At 60.3% G+C, this 20,293-nt stretch carries 19 protein-coding genes; 8 read left to right on the top strand and 11 right to left on the bottom strand.

The window, feature by feature from the left end; translation table 11 throughout:
• Positions 1-94 precede the first annotated feature (94 nt).
• Both BLR31_RS07545 and BLR31_RS07540 read left to right on the top strand, forming a co-directional pair.
• A complete protein-coding gene (locus BLR31_RS07545) occupies positions 95-1,096 on the top strand; it encodes a DMT family transporter (RefSeq protein WP_090594271.1) in 1,002 nt (333 codons plus the stop codon).
• Positions 1,097-1,375: 279 nt separating this feature from the next.
• Positions 1,376-1,819, top strand: coding sequence for a hypothetical protein (locus BLR31_RS07540; RefSeq protein WP_090594268.1), 444 nt, complete (start codon positions 1,376-1,378; stop codon positions 1,817-1,819).
• Position 1,820: 1 nt separating this feature from the next.
• On the opposite strand, the gene BLR31_RS07535 is transcribed toward BLR31_RS07540, so the two are convergent.
• From BLR31_RS07535 to BLR31_RS07520, 4 genes are all read right to left on the bottom strand, one after another.
• Complete coding sequence (locus tag BLR31_RS07535; protein ID WP_090594265.1) at positions 1,821-2,036, bottom strand: hypothetical protein; 216 nt, start codon at positions 2,034-2,036, stop codon at positions 1,821-1,823.
• A 105-nt stretch (positions 2,037-2,141) separates the two neighbouring features.
• On the bottom strand, positions 2,142-2,624 hold the full coding sequence (locus tag BLR31_RS07530; RefSeq protein ID WP_090594264.1) for an SH3 domain-containing protein: 483 nt from the start codon (positions 2,622-2,624) through the stop codon (positions 2,142-2,144).
• 93 nt (positions 2,625-2,717) lie between these two features.
• Complete coding sequence (locus BLR31_RS07525; RefSeq protein ID WP_090594262.1) at positions 2,718-3,227, bottom strand: pyridoxamine 5'-phosphate oxidase family protein; 510 nt, start codon at positions 3,225-3,227, stop codon at positions 2,718-2,720.
• 628 nt (positions 3,228-3,855) lie between these two features.
• Positions 3,856-4,341, bottom strand: a complete 486-nt coding sequence (locus BLR31_RS07520; RefSeq protein ID WP_143009341.1) for a hypothetical protein — start codon at positions 4,339-4,341, stop codon at positions 3,856-3,858.
• A gap of 365 nt (positions 4,342-4,706) precedes the next feature.
• Here BLR31_RS07520 and BLR31_RS07515 point away from each other — a divergent pair, with 365 nt between their 5' ends.
• The 3 genes from BLR31_RS07515 to BLR31_RS07505 are packed head-to-tail and all read left to right on the top strand — an operon-like array spanning position 4,707 to position 6,003.
• A complete protein-coding gene (locus tag BLR31_RS07515; protein ID WP_090594256.1) occupies positions 4,707-5,099 on the top strand; it encodes a hypothetical protein in 393 nt (130 codons plus the stop codon).
• Entirely contained in the window at positions 5,096-5,563 is a 468-nt protein-coding gene (locus BLR31_RS07510) for a helix-turn-helix domain-containing protein (RefSeq protein ID WP_090594253.1), read from the top strand. The genes BLR31_RS07515 and BLR31_RS07510 overlap by 4 nt, the downstream gene beginning before the upstream one ends.
• Complete coding sequence (locus BLR31_RS07505; RefSeq protein ID WP_090594250.1) at positions 5,560-6,003, top strand: hypothetical protein; 444 nt, start codon at positions 5,560-5,562, stop codon at positions 6,001-6,003. The genes BLR31_RS07510 and BLR31_RS07505 overlap by 4 nt, the downstream gene beginning before the upstream one ends.
• Positions 6,004-6,083: 80 nt before the next feature.
• Here BLR31_RS07505 and BLR31_RS07500 read toward each other — a convergent pair whose 3' ends face one another.
• From BLR31_RS07500 to BLR31_RS07485, 4 genes are all read right to left on the bottom strand, one after another.
• Entirely contained in the window at positions 6,084-6,575 is a 492-nt protein-coding gene (locus tag BLR31_RS07500) for a helix-turn-helix transcriptional regulator (RefSeq protein WP_090594247.1), read from the bottom strand.
• A 424-nt stretch (positions 6,576-6,999) separates the two neighbouring features.
• Positions 7,000-9,552, bottom strand: a complete 2,553-nt coding sequence (uvrB, locus tag BLR31_RS07495) for an excinuclease ABC subunit UvrB (RefSeq protein ID WP_090594244.1) — start codon at positions 9,550-9,552, stop codon at positions 7,000-7,002.
• Between the two features lie 96 nt (positions 9,553-9,648).
• Positions 9,649-11,550 carry an ABC transporter ATP-binding protein gene (locus tag BLR31_RS07490; RefSeq protein WP_090594241.1) on the bottom strand — a complete coding sequence of 634 codons (1,902 nt, stop codon included), beginning with the start codon at positions 11,548-11,550 and terminating at the stop codon, positions 9,649-9,651.
• Complete coding sequence (locus tag BLR31_RS07485) at positions 11,547-13,403, bottom strand: ABC transporter ATP-binding protein (RefSeq protein ID WP_090594827.1); 1,857 nt, start codon at positions 13,401-13,403, stop codon at positions 11,547-11,549. Before BLR31_RS07485 ends, BLR31_RS07490 begins: the two co-directional genes overlap by 4 nt.
• 681 nt (positions 13,404-14,084) lie before the next feature.
• Here BLR31_RS07485 and BLR31_RS07480 point away from each other — a divergent pair.
• Together BLR31_RS07480 and BLR31_RS07475 are read left to right on the top strand one after the other, a co-directional pair.
• Positions 14,085-16,082, top strand: coding sequence for a methyl-accepting chemotaxis protein (locus BLR31_RS07480; RefSeq protein WP_090594238.1), 1,998 nt, complete (start codon positions 14,085-14,087; stop codon positions 16,080-16,082).
• 86 nt (positions 16,083-16,168) lie between these two features.
• Complete coding sequence (locus tag BLR31_RS07475; protein WP_244504976.1) at positions 16,169-17,176, top strand: iron-siderophore ABC transporter substrate-binding protein; 1,008 nt, start codon at positions 16,169-16,171, stop codon at positions 17,174-17,176.
• A gap of 557 nt (positions 17,177-17,733) precedes the next feature.
• Here BLR31_RS07475 and BLR31_RS07470 read toward each other — a convergent pair.
• Positions 17,734-18,126 carry a septal ring lytic transglycosylase RlpA family protein gene (locus tag BLR31_RS07470; RefSeq protein WP_090594235.1) on the bottom strand — a complete coding sequence of 131 codons (393 nt, stop codon included), beginning with the start codon at positions 18,124-18,126 and terminating at the stop codon, positions 17,734-17,736.
• A 220-nt stretch (positions 18,127-18,346) separates the two neighbouring features.
• Positions 18,347-18,985, bottom strand: coding sequence for a peptidase inhibitor family I36 protein (locus BLR31_RS07465; RefSeq protein WP_090594232.1), 639 nt, complete (start codon positions 18,983-18,985; stop codon positions 18,347-18,349).
• Between the two features lie 170 nt (positions 18,986-19,155).
• On the opposite strand from BLR31_RS07465, the gene BLR31_RS07460 reads away from it, so the two are divergent.
• On the top strand, positions 19,156-19,788 hold the full coding sequence (locus tag BLR31_RS07460) for an MOSC domain-containing protein (RefSeq protein WP_090594230.1): 633 nt from the start codon (positions 19,156-19,158) through the stop codon (positions 19,786-19,788).
• A 118-nt stretch (positions 19,789-19,906) separates the two neighbouring features.
• Here the strand turns inward: BLR31_RS07460 and BLR31_RS07455 are convergent, their stop codons facing one another.
• Positions 19,907-20,293 (bottom strand): acyl-CoA thioesterase, encoded by a 387-nt coding sequence (locus tag BLR31_RS07455; protein ID WP_090594228.1) that lies wholly within the window; start codon positions 20,291-20,293, stop codon positions 19,907-19,909.

Below are 20,293 nucleotides of genomic sequence, written 5' to 3'. Positions count from 1 at the left end.
CAATGATACGCGATATGCGGTGGGCCGGGCATAAGTTTGGCTAGCCAATTCCCGGTGAACAGCCTATCGCTCGGCGAACGGTGTGGGGACCACAATGACTGCGCAGAAATCGGTGCCGTTTACGGCGAGTGAACTCAATCTCGGCAAGGGCGTCGGCTTTCTTCTGGCCGCCATGGTTATTTTCGGGGTTCAGGACGCGATCTCGAAAATCCTCGTAGAGACCTATTCACCGTTTCAGATCGTCATGATCCGCTATTGGGCATTTTTTGCGCTGGCCATCTGGCTGGTGGTGCGCAATTCGACGCTGCGGCGCGCTTTTGTTTCGCGGGCTGTGGGGTGGCAAGTCGCTCGAGGGGTGCTGCTGGTCGTCGACATCTGGTTTTTCGCTGAGGCGCTCAAGACGGTAGCGCTCGGGGACATCGGGGCGATCAACATGGTCTATCCATTGCTGGTCACGGTCTTTGCCATTCCGCTGCTCGGCGAAAAGGTCGGCATGGTGCGCATGAGTGCGGTTCTCATGGGCTTTGCGGGTGCGCTGTTGATCATCAGGCCCGGCTTCATAACGGTCGAGCTGGGCGTGATATACGCGGTGCTCAGCTCGGCGTTCTACGCGCTCTATCTGGTGCTGACGCGAAAGGTGAGCCAGGTGGATACCACGACCACGTCGTTGTTTTATGTGGCGGTGGTTGGCTTGGTGCTGACCACTGCAGTGGGTGTGTTCTTCTGGGCGCCGATCGCCATGGAGGACTTGTGGATGGTCGGCGTCTTGTGCCTGACCATGTGTGGTGGGCACGGACTTGTGATGGTGTCGCTTCGCTACGCGCCGGCCAGCATGTTGCAACCGTTCAACTATTTTTCGCTGCCATGGGCCATCACGCTGGGGTTTGTGGTCTTCGGTACGGTGATCGACGGGTTCGCGCTGGCTGGCGGGGTCATCATCGTCGTGGCCGGGCTGGCGGTGATGTGGCGGGAACGTCAACTGGCGGTCAAGCGTCCGCTGATGAAGGGTTCCGCTATCGCCGCGCCGCACCTATCGCCCAAATCACCAGACCCGTCACCAGACACACTCCACCCAGAGGTGCGGCAGAAAGGCTAAGGAGGATGGGCACCGTCATGGAGGCGCCGGGGAAGAGTGTTTCCATAACGACCACTGGCAGGATGCCGATTGCCAGGAGCAGCGCTCCGAGTTGGAGAAATGCTGTGCCCCAGCGCGTAAGTGCCATGTCTTCGCTCCTTGTTCGATGCGGCTACAGTACCGGACCGGAGATGAGCCTCCGGTGAACGAACAGTCTAACCCGACTGGCGTAAGTGGGGAAAACTTGCATCGTGGTGTCCGGGTGGCCATGTTGGGCCAAACTTATCTGGAGGCAATCTTTTGATCATACTGCTCTACGCGGCCATCGGGCTGGCGGCCATTACGGTTATCGGCAACCTCATGCTGGGCAAGTGGAATGCGCAGCGGTTAGACACGCGCATTGGTGAGCGGGCCGACAGCTATATGGCGAGCTTGGAGCGCGAGGGGGTGCCCGAGGCGATGGCGGCGATGGGCGACGCAGAGCGGCGGGACGTGCTGCTGGCGGCCGGGCGCGAGGTGCGGGCCGAGAGCGACAAGCGGTTCTACATCGCTACGATCGGCGGGATCATCGCGTTTTTCGTGGCGCTGGGGTTTGCGATCGAGGGCGCGGGGACGCGGGACTTCGTGATCGCCCTCTTGATCGCGGTGGCGGCGCTTTATGGACTGAACGTGTTTTTGTATCGCACGTTCAAGTCCAGGATGGCCGGTCGGGGGATCGACATCGACCGGCTCAAGACCGGATAGGCTATTTCAGGCCCAGGACGGCGCCGCCGATATAGATCACCACACCGACCGCCAGGAGGGCGAGGGGGATGACGGCCATGGCGGTCGTCAACCAACCGCTGCCGACGGGCAGGTGCATGTTGGCGTTGGCCATGCCGGACGCGACGGCGCGCTCGAGGAAGACGGCGCTGACGCCGGAGAGCATGAAGCCGGAGGCGAGCTTGACGTAGGATTTCATGGATAGGCTCTGTAGGCTCGATTGGAAGAGCTTAGCATATCAGAATGCGATGGGGATAAAGCAAGATGGCCGGAGCTTGTGGCTCCGGCCATTGTGTCGCAGGGATTAGTTCCCGATGCAGAAATAGCCGTTGGGGCCGTTGAAGCACACTTCGCTGTTGTTAGGCGGAGTGGGCCGCGGGCGGGGCGGCGGGTTCCAGTGCGGAGGCCGCTGCGGGCCGGGGTTCCAGTGCGGAGGCCGCGGGTTGGGATGGCCCCAATACGGAGGACGCGGACGCGGCGGCTGATACACCGGAGGCTGCGGGCGCGGGGGCTGCCAATTGCCGGCCTGGGCGAGGTAGTTCTGCGACACCCAGCCGGTGCGGCCATAACGACCCGTATCGACGAAACACCAGCCGGAGCGACAGTATTCGACATCGACCACCTGGTTACGCTGCAGGACGTCGATGACCTGATAGCCGGTGGAGGGGCCTGAGCGGACATTGACGGAGGCGGTGGCGTAGGCTTCCCATGCGGAAGCGCCCACGGTCATCACCGCGAGAAACAGAGCGGCGATGCCGCCCTTTATTGCTGTTTTACCGAGAGCCATGACGCTTCTCCTGTGAGTTGCTGGCAGCTCTCTGCTGCCTTGACCCCAATAAAGCCTACGCCACCTGAACCTTAACTGAATGTGGTATTTAGATTAGAGTCTGGTTTTACCCGTCTCGCCCATGTCGATATCGCCGCCCGTGGCTGCGGACAACAGCATCTTGGCCTTGGCGATGGCGCTGCCGGGGCCGTCCCAGACTTCGCCCCGCGAGGGGGAGACGGTGAGGAGGCGGATGGAGGGGTCGTTTTCATCGTCCCACCAGGCCTTTGCGAAGTTCGACCACAGCTCCTTGATCTTGGCGCGGTCGTTGGTGATTTTCGCTTCGCCGGCGATCACTACATAGTCGTTGGAGCCCTTGTCGACGAAGGCGCAGGAAACTTCGGGGAATTTCTCGATCTCCTCGTTCTTGTGGCCGCTTTCGTCGACGAGGAAATAGACGGCGTGCTCGTCACGCGAGACGTGCGCCGAGAGCGGGCGCGAATGCTGCTCGGATCCGCTCCATGTGGTGAGCATGCAGATGCGGATATCGTCGGCGATCTTCCAGATCCGGTCTTCGGTCTCGGCGGGCGAAAGCTGTTCGGCCTGTTCGTTGTGGTGGGACATGAGCAAACTCCTTTTTGTGTTCTGGGGAGAACGGTGGAGGGAGCCCAAGAGTTGCGCGAGTATAAAGGAAGGCCCCCTCACCCGTCTGGCTGCGCCAGCCGACCTCTCCCCCGAAGGGAGAGGTTGAGTCTGCAGCGCGCTCGGTGCCTTTACCTCTCCCTCGGGGGAGAGGTCGGCGCGTAGCGCCGGGTGAGGGGGCCTTGGCTGGGCGCGCGGAAATGGCCGACGGCCAAGGGCCTCGGGGGATGGGTGGGCGATGAACGGCGAAGCTTGCTTCATCCGATTTTTGTAGTGTGCGAAGCCAGCTTCGCCGTTCATGTCCGGGGTTTTGGGCTTAGTCGCCCTTCAGAAGGCTGGGGTCAATCCCCGCCGGGTTTCCCCGGTACACCGTCGTATGGTGGCGACGGCCGGCACTTGTGACGTTTGGGCCTTCCCCGCAGCGACCCGCGAGGAACCCGGACCAGGCTTGCCGAAAGCTCGTATGCATCCGCGCCCGATGCAAGCCCATGCCTGTGATCCTAATGGAGGTTCGTGCCGCGGGGATAAGTCTTTTGTTTCGTGTATGTGGAGAGGCAGTACTGGATCCTGGGGACACGCCCCGGGATGACGGGGAGGGGAGGCTACGGGCTCAAAATCCCCACTGGCTGACGTAGGGCTCGTGTTCCTCGGGCTCGTTGCGATTCCGCTTCTCTTCGCGCTCGGCGGCATCCTTTTCGCGCACACGGCGAATGTCGGCGGTGGCAGCGGCGATCAGTGAGGACAGATCGGCTTCGGCTGCTTGGTAATGGGCCGCGGGGCTGCCGGGGGCGGGGCGATCGAACTGGAGCGCCTTGCCAAAAGTCTCGAACCGGATGCACGCTTCGCCCAAGAACAATGAAAGCGCGGAAAACCTGATATTGCCCTGGGGCAGTTTAGGGATGAGCCTCGCCTTGCGACTGATCGACCCGACGAAACGGCGCACCTCGGTGAGCAGGCGCCTGACCAGCCGCAGGGTGTCCATGGGCACCTCGGCCATGGGACGGACGCGGCCCTGACGGGCAATTTCGTTATGGCTTGCTCTGAGACGAGCGGCGAGGGGCTTGTAGAGGTGGGCGAGTTGCAAATCCGACGGCATCGGCCGCTCCTGTCTGTTCGGACCGGGCGAGAAACGCAGGCTCCACGCGCCGGGCCCGGGGTTGTGGGACAGGAGAGGATAGGGGTCGTGGAGGCGGCGGGGATAAGGTCATTGGGAGGCCAACAAACGGGTCGCAATATCGAGCCCCCGTCTCGCTCACGTAGGCTTCCGAAGAGATAGCGACAAATTCAAGCAGACTTTGCTTGGTCTTCAAAACTTATCCACGTGCTTACATTCCAGTTTATCCTCTAACAGCTTCATTTCCTTGTAACTTCGAAGGAGCGATGACAGGATGGGCTAGACGTGCTGATTCAGCAGTTGTCAAGAATTAAGTTTTAACTTAATGAGGGCGTGACTAGCTGCCTATGGGTGAAATTGAACTCGTATGCGAAGGAAAAGCTTGTCGCGTCTGGATTACTCGTCCGGTGGCAAAAGCCTTTCGAGGTGTCGATGCCAAGGCGCGCTCGCGTTGCTTACAGTGGATGCGACGATTTGCTGCCGACGGCTTTGAGTTTCTTGACGCGGAGAAATTCAAGGCTGAGGGCCGCTTTTCGACGGGCGATAAGAGCGGAACGAAGGTGCAAATCTATGCATTTAAATCTTGGAAGGTGCGCCTCTATGGAGGAGTTGTAGAGGGCGGGGATTTTGTGATTACAGAGATCGATCCGGGGAAAAAGCAAGATGCTGCCGATCGAGCGAAATTGGAGCGAGCAGCACTAAAGCTCGCGGACTATTTGAAGGGGAAAATTGGAAAATGAATTTTGGTCCCGTTGACGCTAATGAAGCTCAAATTTTTGCAGTGGAAGAGTTGCGCGCGGACGTTCAGTACGAGGTCCTCCGAGCACTGAAGGCTGACGGTCTTAAGCAAGCAGATTTGGCTGCGAGACTTGGCTGCAGTGCTGCTTGGGTTTCTCAATTGCTTTCTGATGACGCCAATTTGACCCTCGAAAGTGTCGCGAAAATTTTCTTCGCACTTAATCGGCGTTGGGAAGGCCGCGTTGAGCCCGTTGATGACCATATTCAGAAAGTTTGTGGCGCCGAGGCAGGTACGAGGTCTTCTTCATGGCGTCAAACCGAGAGCGAAGAGTACCAAGGACATGGCACGGCGGCGACTTCAAAGCTCTTGATGGCGATCTGTCGCGATACGCATTCGAAGCGCGCGTATGATGCCGGTCTCAATGACAACGGTGATTTTTGGATGGCCACTAAGGAACTCGCATGACTAAAAGTGCGACGTCTAAAAAGGCTGAAGCTGTCGAGGCTTATAACCGCGTGGTGGAGAACGCGGAGCTTGAGTCCATTCGACTGGTGTCGAGTAATTTTGTGGTCAAGCCGGAGTATTTCCTGAATTTTTCACCAGGAAACTGGAAGAATTCATTCAATTCAAATTTCGTGGACACATTTTTCGATCGAAACGAAAATTTGCTTGGCGCGCAGATTGAATGGACCGTTTCGGTGAAGCGCGGCAATAAAAATCTGCTCTCCACGAAGGCGATTTATCTTATTGCGTATTCAAATGTTCCTGAAGTTGAGGAGGAACATTGCATGGCTTTTGTTCGACGTGTGGGAAGATTTTCAACGTATCCGTACTTCAGAGCACTAGTTTCCCGTTATTCCGCCGAATCTAATGCAGAGTTGCCGATCCTTCCAGTATTAAAATAGACGATGGAAGTTCCATGTTACAGGTACGGGGTGAACCAGAGAATTTTAGGTACGATGGTTTTGAGTGTTTTTAGCAACTCTCACCCCTCCTCCAACTCTATCCACCCATTGCTGCAATCTCCCTCGCGACCGTTGAGAAACCACGCGGTCCGGGTCGTACCGTCGGGCATGTCGAGGAGGAGACCGAACCATTCGGAGTCCTGGACGATGGAACCGCGGATGGTGGCGCCGATAAGGTTGTGCTGGGTGAACAGGAAAAGTGCCTGAGCCGGTGTCGGCTCCCACATGACCTGACTGATCCGGACGATTTCGATGAGTTCGTGGATATAGCGAACGCCGAACCGCTTCTTGATTGCAGTGAGGATGGATTTGACCTGCTTGAGTTCCATGTTCAGCCGGCGCGCGATGTGGGGCGCGCGCATGTAGGTGACCGCCAGCATGACGACCTGGCGTTCCTTGCCCGACAGGTATTGCACCAATTGAGCACGTGATTGCATGGTTTCAAGTTGATCGAAGCCTTCGGCAGACGTTTCCGTCCGAAAGCCGGTATATCCTTCGAGTAACTGTCCCATCTGATTGCCTCCCTTTATAGAGAAGCGTTTATCAGCGGTCCTGCGCAGGTCCGGGTACTAAACGCTCCCAAACCATTTGTTAACCACTGGAGTTTTGACCAGATGGAAAAGGGATTCAAGTCTTTGGTACGTATAAATAATTAGTCGTGACTGACATGTCAGTGGGCGCGCAATTGAGGTTTTCGGTCGATCTGTGGCGCTAACGCCTGTTAGTGGACGCGGCGGCGGTGCGGATCCCCGGGTCGAGCCCGAGGATGACGCCGGTGGGGGGCTAAGGTCGCACAAACGTCGGCAGCGGCGTGAATAGTTTGCCGCCGTAGTATTGGCCGGGGTGAGAGGTGGTGGGTGAGGGCAGGGGGCTACAGCAAGGCCCCCTCACCCGACGCTTTGCGTCGACCTCTCCCCCAAAGGGAGAGGTTGAGGATCAGCCGCCCGGGCCCTCCAGCGCATCCAGTTCGTGCTCGCGGAGCTTCTTGATTTCGTCACGGAGTTTGGCGGCTTTTTCGAATTCCAGATTGGTGGCGGCTTCGCGCATCTGGTGTTCGAGGTCCTTGATGACGGCGGCGAGGTTGGCGCCGACGGGGACGGTGTCCTTGCCGTCCTTGCCCGGGCGGATCTTGACCGACACGTGGTCGCGTTCGTAGACGGAATCCACGATGTCGTTGATGCGGGCCTTGACCGACTGGGGGGTGATGCCGTGTTCGGCATTGTAGGCGAGTTGCTTTTCGCGGCGGCGGTTGGTTTCGGCCAGGGCCCGCTCCATGGAGCCGGTTTCGCGATCGGCGTAGAGGATGACCTTGCCATCGACGTTACGCGCGGCGCGGCCAATCGTTTGAATTAGCGAGGTTTCCGAGCGCAGGAAGCCTTCCTTGTCGGCATCGAGGATGGCGACAAGGCCGCATTCGGGGATGTCGAGGCCTTCGCGCAGAAGGTTGATGCCGACCAGCACGTCGAAATTGCCCAGGCGCAGATCGCGGATGATCTCGATGCGCTCGATGGTGTCGATGTCCGAGTGCATGTAGCGGACCTTGATGCCCTGTTCGTGCAGATATTCGGTGAGATCCTCGGCCATCTTCTTGGTGAGGACGGTGAGCAGGGTGCGGTAGCCCTTGTCGGTGGTCTGGCGGATTTCGTCGACCACATCGTCCACCTGATTGGTGGCGGGGCGGATTTCGACATTGGGGTCGATCAGGCCGGTGGGGCGGATGACCTGTTCGGCAAAGACGCCATTGGTCTGTTCCAGCTCCCACGCGCCGGGGGTGGCCGAGACATAGACCGTCTGCGGGCGCATGGCGTTCCATTCCTCAAAGCGCAGCGGACGATTGTCCATGCAGCTGGGCAGGCGGAAGCCGTATTCGGCGAGGGTCGCCTTGCGGCGCAGATCGCCGCGATACATGGCGCCGAGCTGGCCGATGGTGACGTGGCTTTCGTCGACGAAGACCAGGGCGTTGTCGGGGAGATATTCGAACAGGGTGGGGGGCGGCTCGCCGGGCTTACGACCCGAGAAGTAGCGCGAATAGTTTTCGATGCCGGCGCAGGAGCCGGTGGCTTCCATCATCTCGAGATCGAACACGGTGCGCTGTTCGAGGCGCTGAGCCTCGAGGAAGCGGCCCATCCCGTTGAGCTCCTGCAGGCGGGCCTGGAGCTCGCGCTTGATCTCCTTAATGGCCGCATTCATCGTGGTGCGGGTGGTGACGTGGTGGCTGTTGGCGAAAACGCGCACGGCGGTGAGTTCGACCGATTTCTTGCCCGTGAGTGGGTCGAATTCGACGATGTTTTCGATCTCGTTGCCGAACAGCGTGATGCGCCAGGCGGTGTCGTCATAGTGGGCGGGGAAAACCTCGACGGTATCGCCGCGCACGCGAAACGTGCCGCGCACGAAGCCGATGTCGCCGCGCTTGTATTGCAGGGCGACGAGTTCGTTGAGCAGCGCGCGCTGGTCGATCTTCTGGCCCTTTTCGAGCCAGATGGTCATGGTGGTGTAGTCTTCCACCGAGCCGATGCCGTAGATGCAGCTGACCGAGGCGACGATGATCACGTCGTCGCGTTCGAGGATCGCGCGGGTGGCCGAGTGGCGCATCCGGTCGATCTGCTCGTTGATGGTGGATTCCTTCTCGATATAGGTGTCGGTGCGCGGGACGTAGGCCTCGGGCTGGTAATAGTCGTAATAGGATACGAAGTATTCCACCGCGTTGTCGGGGAAGAAGTTCTTGAACTCGCCATAGAGCTGCGCGGCCAGGGTCTTGTTGGGCGCGAGGATGAGGGCGGGGCGGTTGGTCTGGGCGATCACCTGCGCCGCGGTGAAGGTCTTGCCCGAGCCGGTAACGCCGAGCAGGACCTGATCGGTCTCGCCATTGGTGATGCCCTCGGTGAGCTCGGCAATCGCTGTGGGCTGGTCGCCGGCGGGGGTGTATTCGGTCTGCAGGCGGAAGGGGATGCCGCCGCGGTCCTTTTTCAGCGCGGCCGGGCGATGGGGGCGCCAGGCATTGGTGCCCTCGACCTCCTTGCGGCCCTCGGCGATGATCTTTTCGAGCGCGGCGACGGTGGCGGAGACGCCGGCTGACGAGTTGGTGACGTCGGTGGGGGCGTGAAAGCCCGCCTGCGCGGCTTCGGCGAATCCATCGAGGTTCGTCGGGCGCTCGACGGAGTTCGCCTTGGATTTCGGGGCTTTGAGGGCCATGCCGGTGGCGGCGCTGCGCGCACCCTTGGAGGATTTGCCGATGGCGTCGCTGGCTTTGCGCGCGTTCGCCTTGGCGTTGTCTTTCCCCTTGCCGGCGAGGCGGGTCTCCTGCTCGGCTTCGGCGGCGGCTTTCTGGTCGGCACGATCCAGCGCGCGCTTGTTGCGCATGCGCTCGGCGTAGAGCGGCTTGGAGGCCTGAGCGTCCTCGGCCTTCTCGATTTCCTTGATGAAATCGTCGATGGAAAAGTCGGCTTTACCGGGGCGGCCGGCGGAGGGGGATTTTTTTTCGGAGGTCATGGGAAACCATATCGGTCCGGAGGTCGGGTGATTCAATAGCACCAACGGAACGGAGTGTGAACGGTTCCTGCTGACAGGGCGTGTCAGGAGAAAGCCTCACGTCCTGCCCTTTTCCTCGCTGACGGAATTGACCAATTCGTCGGGGATGTCGTCGAAGCTGGCGTAGTTCATGGTGTAGAGGCGGGCGTAGAGGCCGTTTTTGGCCATGAGCTGGTCGTGGTTGCCTTGTTCGATCAACTCGCCGTTCTGCAGGACGATGATCCTGTCTGCGCCGCGGATGGTGGCGAGGCGGTGGGCGATGACGAGACCGGTGCGGCCTTCAAGGAGAGTTTCGAGGGCTTTTTGAATCTGGCGTTCGGTGTAGCTGTCGATATTGGCGGTCGCTTCGTCGAGGACGAGGATTTTGGCGTCGGCTACGAGGGCGCGGGCGAAGCTCAGGAGCTGGCGCTGGCCCAGGGAGAAGTTCGAGCCACGCTGTTCGAGGATGGTGTCGTAGCCATCGGGCAGGCGGGCGATGAACTCGTGAGCGCCAACGGCCTTCGACGCGGCGATGACGTCATCGAGGGTCGCCGAGGCTTTGTTGTAGCGAATGTTTTCGAACACCGAGCCGGTAAACAGGAAGGGTTCCTGGAGAACCATGGCGACCTGTTCGCCAAGGCTTTCCTGCGTGATGTCGCGTACGTCAAACCCGCCGACGCGGACAGCGCCCGACTGGACCTCATAGAAGCGATGGACGAGGGCCATGGCGCTGGTCTTGCCAGATCCCGTGGGACCAACGAGCGCGACGGTTTCGCCGGGATTGACGTGGAAGGAGACGTTCTTGAGAACGGGGCGCTTCGGGTCGTAGCCGAAGACGACGTTGTCGAAATCGACGGAGCCGTCCATGTCGCCGGTCAGGGTTTTGGCATCCGGTTTGTCGGCGATGGAGACCGGAACGTCGAGCACTTCGGTGATGCGGCGGCCCGAGGTCATGGCGCGCTGCATGATGGAATATTGCATGGTGAGCGAGCGGATGGGGTCGAAAAAGCGCTGGATGTAGAACAGGAAAGCGACGATGACGCCGACCTGCAAGCCGCCATTGAGGACCATCGAGCCCCCGACGACGATGACCGTGGCCATGGAGATGCCGGTGAGGGTATCGACGATGGGCACCATGACCTGAGCATATTTCGAGCCGGTCAACTGGGTCTTGTGATTGGCCCAGGCCTTGTCGTCATAAAGGTCGAAATTGACGTGCTGCCGGTCGAGGTTCTGGATGGTGCGCACGCCATTGATGCCCTCGGCCATGGCACCATTGGTGGCGGAATTGGTTTCGTGGGCCGCCCAGAAGGCGCGCTTGGCACGGGGGAGCCAGAAAATCCTGACGATGAACAGGGCAGGCATTGTGGCGAGGGTCAAAAGGCCGAGTGCCCAATCGAGGCTGAGCAGAACACCGACAATGCCAAACAGCAGGACGAGATCACCGATGGAAATGACGGAGGTTTCCAGAAACTCCTGCATGGAATTGACGTCGCCCTGCAGGCGGCTCATCAGGCGGCCGACTTCAGTCTTGTCCATGAAGCTGAGCGAGACGGCTTGAAGGCGCGCGAACATGGCGCGGCGCATGTCGAAGAGGACGTTTTCCGCGACCTGGCCGACCTGCTTTTCCTGCACCCATGAGGCTGCGAAATTGAGAACAACGACCGTGGCGAAGGCGGCGATGGCCCAGACGAGGTTAGTTGTATCACCGCCCTGCGTCATGCCGGCGTCAATGGCGAAGCCGATGATCAGCGGGATGGCCAATTGGGTGGCCGTGAAGACGAGAACGGCGGCGACCGAGAGATAGATGCGCATGCGGTAGGGATGCACGAACTCCCATATGCGTCGAACGGTGCGCGGGTCGTAGGCCTTACCGAACACTTCTTCTTCTATATGGGCGCTGCCGACGGTTGCCCGGGGCGGGCGCTGGCCCGGGAATGTGGCGCTGTCGCTTTCGTCATCGACGTTGATGCTGCTCATTGGATGACCTCCCGGTGTTCGGGGTCTTCGATTGGGCGCACCTGGAGATCGTAAAGCGCGCGATAGCGACCGCCCAACGCGATGAGGTCGGCATGGGAGCCTTGCTCGACGATCTTGCCGTCTTCCATGAAGAGGATGGTATCGGCGTGCATGAGCGAAGAGAGGCGGTGCGCGATGATGATGGTGATGCGGTCCTTGGCATAGCGGCGGATGGCCGAGCGAATGCGATGCTCCGTGCCTGCGTCGATGGCGGCGGTGGAGTCGTCAAAGACCATGACGGCGGGCTTGAGCACGAGGGAGCGGGCGATCGACAGGCGCTGACGCTGGCCGCCCGAGAGCGACACGCCGCGCTCGCCCACGACGGTGTCGTATTCGGCGGGCAGGCCCATGATGTAATTGTGAAGCTGGGCGCTTTCGGCAGCCGTTTCTATGCGGGTTTCCTTCGCCCAGGGATTGCCATAGGCGATGTTGTTTTCGATGGTCGTCGTGAAGAGGAAGGTGTCCTGCTGCACGATGGCGACCTTGGTGCGCAGGGAGTCGAGGGTGACGTCGCGGATGTCCTGGCCATCAATGGTGATGGAGCCGTCGGTTACGTCATAAAACCGCGCAATCAGATGGGCGAGGGTGGATTTGCCCGACCCCGGCGCGCCGACGATGCCGATTGTTTCGCCGGCTGCGGCCGAGAAATTGATTCCCGTCAGCGTAGGATGGGTGGCGCCGGCATAGGTGAAGTCGACGTCGTTGAAGGCCAGCGTGCCCTTGGTGATGGCGAGGTCGCGCACGCCGGGCTTGTCCTTGATATCGACCGGCGCGTCGATGAACGCAAAGAAGCGATTGCCGCAGGTGGAGGCGCGGGCGAACGAGTTGACCATCATGCCAAGCTGGCGCACCGGCATCTGGAGGATGGTCATGAAGGTGAGAAAGCTCGCCAGCGTGCCCAGGCTGATTTCGCCGGCGATCACCTTGTTGCCGCCGACCCAGAGGACGAGGCCCATTGCCGTGAAAAACGACAGGGTCATCAGCGAGGTGTTCTTGACGCGAATGCGGGTGCGTTCGTGCGCCAGAGAGAGGGCGTCGACCGAGGCGGCGTCGAATTTGTCGAGCTCGTGCTTCTGGCCGGAAAAGGCGCGCACGACGCGGATGCCGCCGAGATTTTCTTCCATGACGCGGGTGAGGCGGGAAAGCTTCTCTTGGAGCGCGAGCCATGTCTTGCGCAGACTTAGCTGTGCGACCGAGGACCGCCACGCGACAAAGGGCACAAAACTCAGGGCGAGGAGGCCGAGCAGTACATCGGTGGAGAGCAGCATATAGGCGCCGACACCAATGAGGATCGACAGCAGGACGACGCGGACGAGGCCGGTGGAAAAGAAGATGCGGATGCCATCGAGATCGAGCAGGCCGACAGTGATCAGATCGCCGGAATGGACCTTGTCGTGGTAGGAATAGGACAGGCGCTGGACCTTGTCGTAGAAGGCGAGGCGGAGTTCGTAGCCGACATGGTGGCCGACCGATTCAGCGAAATAGTTCTGGAACAGCGTGAAGATGCCGCGAGCTATGGATACGACAAGCAGGAGCAGGGCGGTGGTCCACAAGGCCTGCTGGGCGCCTTCGGTCGAGACCGAGAAGATGTTCTGGGCCTGATCGATAGCCTGGCCGAGAAGACGCGGGATGGTCAGTTGCAGAACGGCCGCGATGATCGTCGCGCCGATGGCGATGGCCACCTGCCAGTAATGGCGCAGCGACAGCATCGTTATGCGCAGCAGGGGACTGCGGCCCTGGCCCTTATGGGCGGCGGCAACATGGGCCCGAGCATCGCCACGCGAACGCTCGCGGCCAGCCGAGAGGGTGGTCACTGAATTTTCCAAACGTCATTTTGGGCGCCCGGAGCGGAAATAGGCTTGCGGCTACCGGGCCAATCGACTCGCAAATCATATTCAAGGACGATTTTGGACTGCATGCAATATGCAAACAGGGCAGTTTTCGAAATTCGTCCTATGGGGTTACGGTCAAAACAAAACCCTCGCCGTGAGCCAACGGCGAGGGTTTTGCTGGGAAAAGCTTTGAGATGTCTTGGTCGATCAGGCGAAGGCGCCTGTGAACGCCATCACCGTGACCATCATAGTCAGCATGACAGCGCTAGCGGCAGTTCCGATGCTCATCTGAATAAGGGTGCGGGCCATTTTAAGCCTCCAGTGTTTGTCGCCTCAGTGACACCTTAACGAGATGATAACGCGATTGGTTTCATCCGTTGACGGTTTTGTGTTTTCGCACCCATCTGAGCGGCAGAGCGCTGAACACGCCCTGAACGCGGCGTTCAGTGGGAAAGTTTTAATACGTTTGCCAGTAGCGTCCGGCGCAGGGGCTCGGTGAACACGCAGGGGACGGCGGTTTGCTCGGGTTGGCGGGCGGACAGTTGCGAAGCCGGGACTCGACTATGCGTTCCCAAACTCCACACTCCGCCTTGTTTTGAAATGCTGCGCGAGGGGAAGAAATCCCTGACGCGGCCGGGCTATTTAACAAGCGGTTGGGACAGAATGTTCTCGAGACTCAGTGTTGCCTTCAGGGTGTATGGCGCCTTTGGCGTTCTTATTTTTCTTCTTTGCCTTGCCGGATTTGCCGGCGCATTCGGGGTTCAGACCCTGGGCGGACTTTTCAATGAATATCGGCAGGTTGCGCGGGCTTCGCTCGAGGTCAACGATTACGCACAAGACCTCGCGACGGTGCGGCGGCTGAGCTACTCGTATCGGGCCGATCCCAATCCGGACGCGGGTGCGGAGTTGGTCCTCTATGCAGAGGATGTAGCGAGTTACGACGCCGAGGGGCTGGCGATCTTTGAGGGCGACGAGATGGCGCTGGCCGATCTCGAAGCAGCGCAGGTGTTGGCGTATCAATATCTCGAGCAGGCGCAGCGGATGGTTGCAGCGCAGGAATCCAACGACGTGATGACCCGCGTTGCCGCGGCACGCGAGCTGGATACTTTGGGTCCGCAGCTGCAGGACATCTATGATGGCATGATGGACCGCGCGTCCGAGCGTCAGAATACATTGGGGCCTGTGGCGGCCAATATGGCGTCGTTGAGCGTTTGGGCCGTCGCAGGGATCAGCGGTTTTGCGGTCCTGGTCGGTGCGGTACTGGCGATCGCCATGGGCAAGTGGTTATCTGGCGCGATTGCGGGGATGACGGTGCTGATGCGGCGGTTGGCTGACGGGGATTTCGATCTCGACATCAAGGGCACCGATCGCGAGCACGAGCTGGGGCAGATGGCCAAGGCTTTGCAGGTGTTTCGCGCCAATGGGCAGGCGATGGCCGAAGCCGATATCGAGCGCGCGCGCAATGCCGAATTGGCTGCCGAGCGGGCTGCGATGATGGAGCGGTTCCAGACGGCGTTCGATGATGTGATCGACGCCTGTGTGGCGGGCGATTTCACCAAGCGGATCACCGAGAGCTTCGGCGACGAGGATATCGACCGGGTGGTGGCGAACTTCAATTCGATGCTCGACACGGTCAATGCCGGGCTGGGCGAGGCGGGGCAGGTGCTTTCGGCACTGGCGCGCACCGACCTAACGCAGCGGATGGAAGGCAATTATCACGGGGCGTTCGCGGCTCTGCGCGACGACACGAATTCAGTGGCCGAAAAGCTCAGCGACATCATCGTTCAGCTCAAGACGACCTCGCGTGGGCTGAAGACGGCGACGAGCGAAATTTTGGCCGGTGCGAACGATCTCTCCGAGCGTACGACGCGGCAGGCGGCAGCGATCGAGGAGACCTCGGCGGCGATTGAACAGCTGACGACGACCGTGCGCGGCAACGCCGAAAAGGCAGAGGTGGCGTACGACAAGAGCCAGGCTGCTGCATCGCTTGCCAATGACGGGGGAGCGGTGATGGAGAAGGCGACGACCGCGATGGAGCGGATCACGACCTCATCGGGCAAGATCTCGAACATCATCGGGATGATCGACGATATCGCGTTCCAGACCAATCTGCTGGCGCTGAACGCTTCGGTTGAGGCGGCGCGGGCTGGGGAGGCAGGCAAGGGCTTTGCCGTGGTGGCTGTCGAAGTGCGGCGGCTGGCGCAGTCGGCGGCGAATGCGTCATCCGAGGTCAAGGTGCTCATCGAACAGTCGAGCACCGAGGTCGATGGCGGGTCGCGGCTGGTGGCGGAAGCGTCGGCCAAGCTGGCCAACATCCTTGCCGCGGTGAAGGAAAACAGCTCGCTGATGCAGGGCATTTCGGAAGCCAATCGCGAACAGACGACGGCGATCGGCGAGGTCCGGACGGCTATCCAGCAGATGGACGAGATGACCCAGCACAATGCGGCGCTGGTCGAAGAGACCAATGCGGCGATCGAGCAGACCGAGGCGCAGGCCAGCGAACTCGACCGGATCGTCGCGATCTTTACGATCGACGACGCGACGGCGATTACGGCGGTGCAGCCGGAAAAGCCGGCGGCCAAGACGAACATGAAGTCGGCAGTGAAGGCCTATCTGACGCACGGCAATGCTGCGCTCAAGGATGACTGGTCGGAATTCTGACCGTCGCAATTCGCAAATCTTGAGGGCTCGCCTGAGAACAGGCGGGCCCTTTTCGTATGTGCTTGCATGCATGCGCATGAAATAATATGACCGATGCAATCATATTATGGAGTGCGACGATGAATGTGATGGGGAAGGGTCTCTTGGGACTTGCGGCGGTGGTGGCGTTTGCCGGCGGCGGATATGCGCAGGATTTCCCCGTTACGATCGAGCATGTCTATGGGGAGACGGTGATCGAGGCGCAGCCGGAGCGTGTCGCGACCTGGGCGTGGGGCAATACCGATGCGGTGCTGGCGCTGGGCGTCAAGCCGATTGCGATGCCGTTTATTTCGTATGGCGGTGGGGACAACGGTATCCATCCCTGGGCTGAGGACGCGCTCGAGGCGATGGGTGGAGACGCTCCGCTGATACTGGCCGAGGGCGACGAGCCGCCTTATGAGCAAATTCTGGCCGCCGACCCCGACGTGATCATCGCCGCCTATTCAGGGATTACCCAGGAGCAATACGAGCGGTTGAGCCAGATCGCTCCGACCATCGCTTATAAGGGCGCGGCCTGGAGCGGAACGTGGCAGGACGTGACGCGCACGGTGGGGCAGGTGCTGGGGCTGGCCGATGAGGCCGATGCGCTGGTAGCCGAGACCGAGCAATTGGTTGCCGACACCGTGGCGCAGTATCCCGGGCTCGAGGGGACGAGCTTTATTGCGGTCAACGATTATGACGGATCGTTGGCGGTCTATGCCGGGCTGGATTCCCGCGTGAAATTTTTGACCGATCTCGGGCTGGTCTATGCGCCGAGCCTCGATGCATTGAGCGGTGACGACGAGAGCTTCTATTTCTCGGTGAGTTATGAGAACGCGGACCAGTTGGTGTCCGATATCCTGGTTTCATACTACGAAAATCAGGAGGACTCCGACGCGTTCTTCAGTGCACCGCATATCGCGAGGCTTCCCCAGACCCAGACCGGTGCCTATGCCACGATCGTGGATGTGGAGGAGGTTGCCGCGGTGTCACCCCCATCGGCGCTATCGCTTCGCTGGGGCATCGAGGACTACGTCGCGCTTCTCGCGGCCGCGGCCGAGAACGCGCAGCCGTAAGATGGTCCTAGGTGTCAGGCCGCAAGCGCGCCGGTGACAAAAAGCACCATGGTGAACATGGCGCAGAGCCCGGCACCGGTCAGGGCAGCAACGGACATCGATACGAATTTCTGCGTCGTCAGTTTATACGACATGGCACACCTCAACAGTCGACCGCCGCGCGGTCATGGTTGTCGTTGGCGCTGCAGGTGACGATGGCCTCCCCAGCGGTTTTTTAGTGCCCCCGACGATCAATCAGGCGAAACCTGATTGATCGCATTTCTTGCGGTCGCGCTCCCAAACCGGCGCGTGCGACTGTCGCCAAACAGTGCCGCACGACGCCGACGGCATTGCTGCCGCTTGCCGATCGATACGTTTCAGGAACCACGCCTCTACCGACGCCGATGAGTATGCGCGGTTAACCCGGGGTTGTGGGGGAATCTAAAATTGACGGTAAATTTTCTGTTTCTATCCACACGGGCTGTGGACGAGGCGCACGCAAAGCCCTGGAAATGCAAGCGGCGCGCCCCTTTTACAGGAGCGCGCCGCTGCGGAAACCCTGGGGGTTCGCTTAAGGTTTAGCCGATCACTTCCACAGTCACGCGAGCGGTGCCGGAATTGATCATTCCGATTTCGCTGGCAGCGGCCTGGGAGAGATCGATGATACGTCCGCCGGTAAAGGGGCCGCGATCATTAATGCGGACAACGACGGCTTCGCCGGTGTTTTGATTGGTGACCACCACTTCAGTTCCGAACGGAAGATAGCGGTGGGCCGCCGTCATGGCGTGCATGTTGTAGGTTTCGCCATTGGCGGTTTTGCGTCCGTGGAATTTGCCGCCGTACCAAGAGGCGGTGCCGCTCAGTGTTTGCACGACAGCTATTGTGTCCTGTGCAATCGATGTGGTCGTGGCGAGAGGGAAAATTCCAAGTGATAGCGCCGCGGCAAGCGCGGCTGGCTTTTTGAAGTACATACGGTCCTGACCCGTTATTGTTTGGCGACGGGAGAGGTTCTACACGATCTTGTGACGAGACTTGGGGCCGAATCCGACCAAATCGTGATTTCACCGAATCGAGTTGGAACTATTGCAGATGTGCAACAGCAATTTCACGCCGTTCTCACAATAGAAAAAGCCGTTCCGGTCACCCGAAACGGCCTTTCGATCAAGAGAATTGGAGGTCTTTGATCAGAGATTAGCGGTTGCCGACATAGTAGGACGAGATGTTGTCGGCCAGCATGCCAAGATTGCGGATCGAGCGGTCGATAGACGCACAACGACCTGAGAAATTGGAGCCTGTGCAGACGGTCGCCGATGTGTTGCCTTCAACACGAGCGGACCGGATGCGGTCGTTCCAGAAGTTATCGAGCGAACGATCCTGTTCGCCGGTGCGGGTGCAGAAGCTGCGGCCTGCATAGTCATAGTCTTCATAGAAGCAAACGCGGCCAGTCGGGGCCGGCTGAGGGCGGTTGTTGCCCGAGCCGATCTGGACGCTGAAGCCCGGGGTGTTGATAGAAAAGCCAACGTCAGGCTGGACGGGCTGCGGGCGCGTCGGCGGTGTGGTCGAGCCGAGTGGGCGCAGATAGCGGGCAGAGGCCCAACCGCGAATATTAGCGGCGCGGACGTTACACCAGGTGTTGGACGCGTTGCACTCGGTGACCTCTACGATCTGATTGGCCGAGAGTGCGCCAACAACGGCAAAGTTGGTGCCGGGGCCGGTGCGGACGTTGAGGGCCGCAGTTGCGGCGGCCTCGTAAGCAAAGGTGGCGGATACACCTCCGAAAACGCCGACGATGGCCAGAACAGCGGCGGCAGCAAATTTAGCAATGGACATACGGCTCTCCCTTCGAGAGGTGGGCTTTATGGCAGAAATCTGCAGCGCCCGTTTTGGTTCCGACGCGTCGGGCGAGTCTTTACCCGATGCGGCATTGTGGGTAGGTGCTTACAGAGGGCCAGTTGAACGTGGCATGAACATTTACCCGCTTTAAGGAAGGTCCGCCATTCATGCGCCTTGTGAGCGTCAACATCGGCCAGCCGCGCGCGCTCGATGCCGCCAAGCCACGCAAGCGAACCGGCATCTGCAAGCAGCCGATAACCGGACCGGTGGGTATTCATCGTATCGGTGTGGAGGGCGACGCCGTTTTGAACGCCAAGCACCATGGCGGCGCGGGGCAGGCGGTATATCTCTATACGACCGACGATTATGACTGGTGGGCGCAGCAGGGCGTCGAGACCGGCCCAGGCGTGTTCGGGGAGAATTTGACCGTATCGGGCATGGAGTCGGCGGCGCTTTGCATTGGAGATCGGCTCGAGATCGGGGGTGTCGTTCTCGAGGTGACCTCATGCCGCATTCCATGTGCGACGCTGGCGCAACGGATGGGCGATCCCGGGTTCGTCAAGAAATTTCGCGATTGCGGTCGGCCGGGGGCCTATTTGCGGGTTTTGGGTGAAGGGCGGCTTGAAGCGGGGCAGGCGGTGTCACTCGACGCCTATGCCGGCGATCGGTTGACGCTGGGCGAGCATTTTACGATCAGCTTTCAAAAGACGCGGTCGCGCGAGACGATTGAGCGACTGTTGGCGCTGCCGATTGCCGAGCGGGATCGGGACGACAATCTGAAGCGCTTGGCGGCGCTTTAGGGCCATCGAAAGTGTGTGGCTGGGGTGGGCGCTGGGCTGGATCCCGGCAATAGATCCCGGGATGACGGCGGCGGTGGGGTAACCAGCAGGTATCTCTGCCGATAGACGGCACCGCAGCTTAGGCGGTGGCTGTTTCGCCGATCACGCGTTTCTGACCGTCGTCCGTGAGGGCGACGTAGATGAAGTGGCCGGTAGTGACCTTGGTGCGGTCGGGGGTGGCGCGGGATTTGGTCCAGGCCTCCATGCCGACCTTGATCGAGGTGGTGCCGATGCGCTCGATCCAGGTGTAAACGCAGAGGACGTCGCCGACCTGGACGGGGGCAATAAAGCTCATGGCCTCGACGGCGACCGTGGCGACGCGTCCGCCGATGTGTTCGACGGCGGCAACGGCGCCGGCGATATCCATCTGGCTCATGACCCAGCCGCCGAAGATGTCACCGGCAGCGTTGGTGTCGGCCGGCATGGCCATTGTGCGTATGGTGAGAGTGCCGCGCGGTTCGGTCAT

Origin of the sequence: Pelagibacterium luteolum (assembly GCF_900100665.1) — a bacterium.
GTDB lineage: Bacteria > Pseudomonadota > Alphaproteobacteria > Rhizobiales > Devosiaceae > Pelagibacterium > Pelagibacterium luteolum.
Note: the sequence above shows the minus strand (reverse complement) of the source record. Positions and strands in the feature narration are given on the sequence as shown.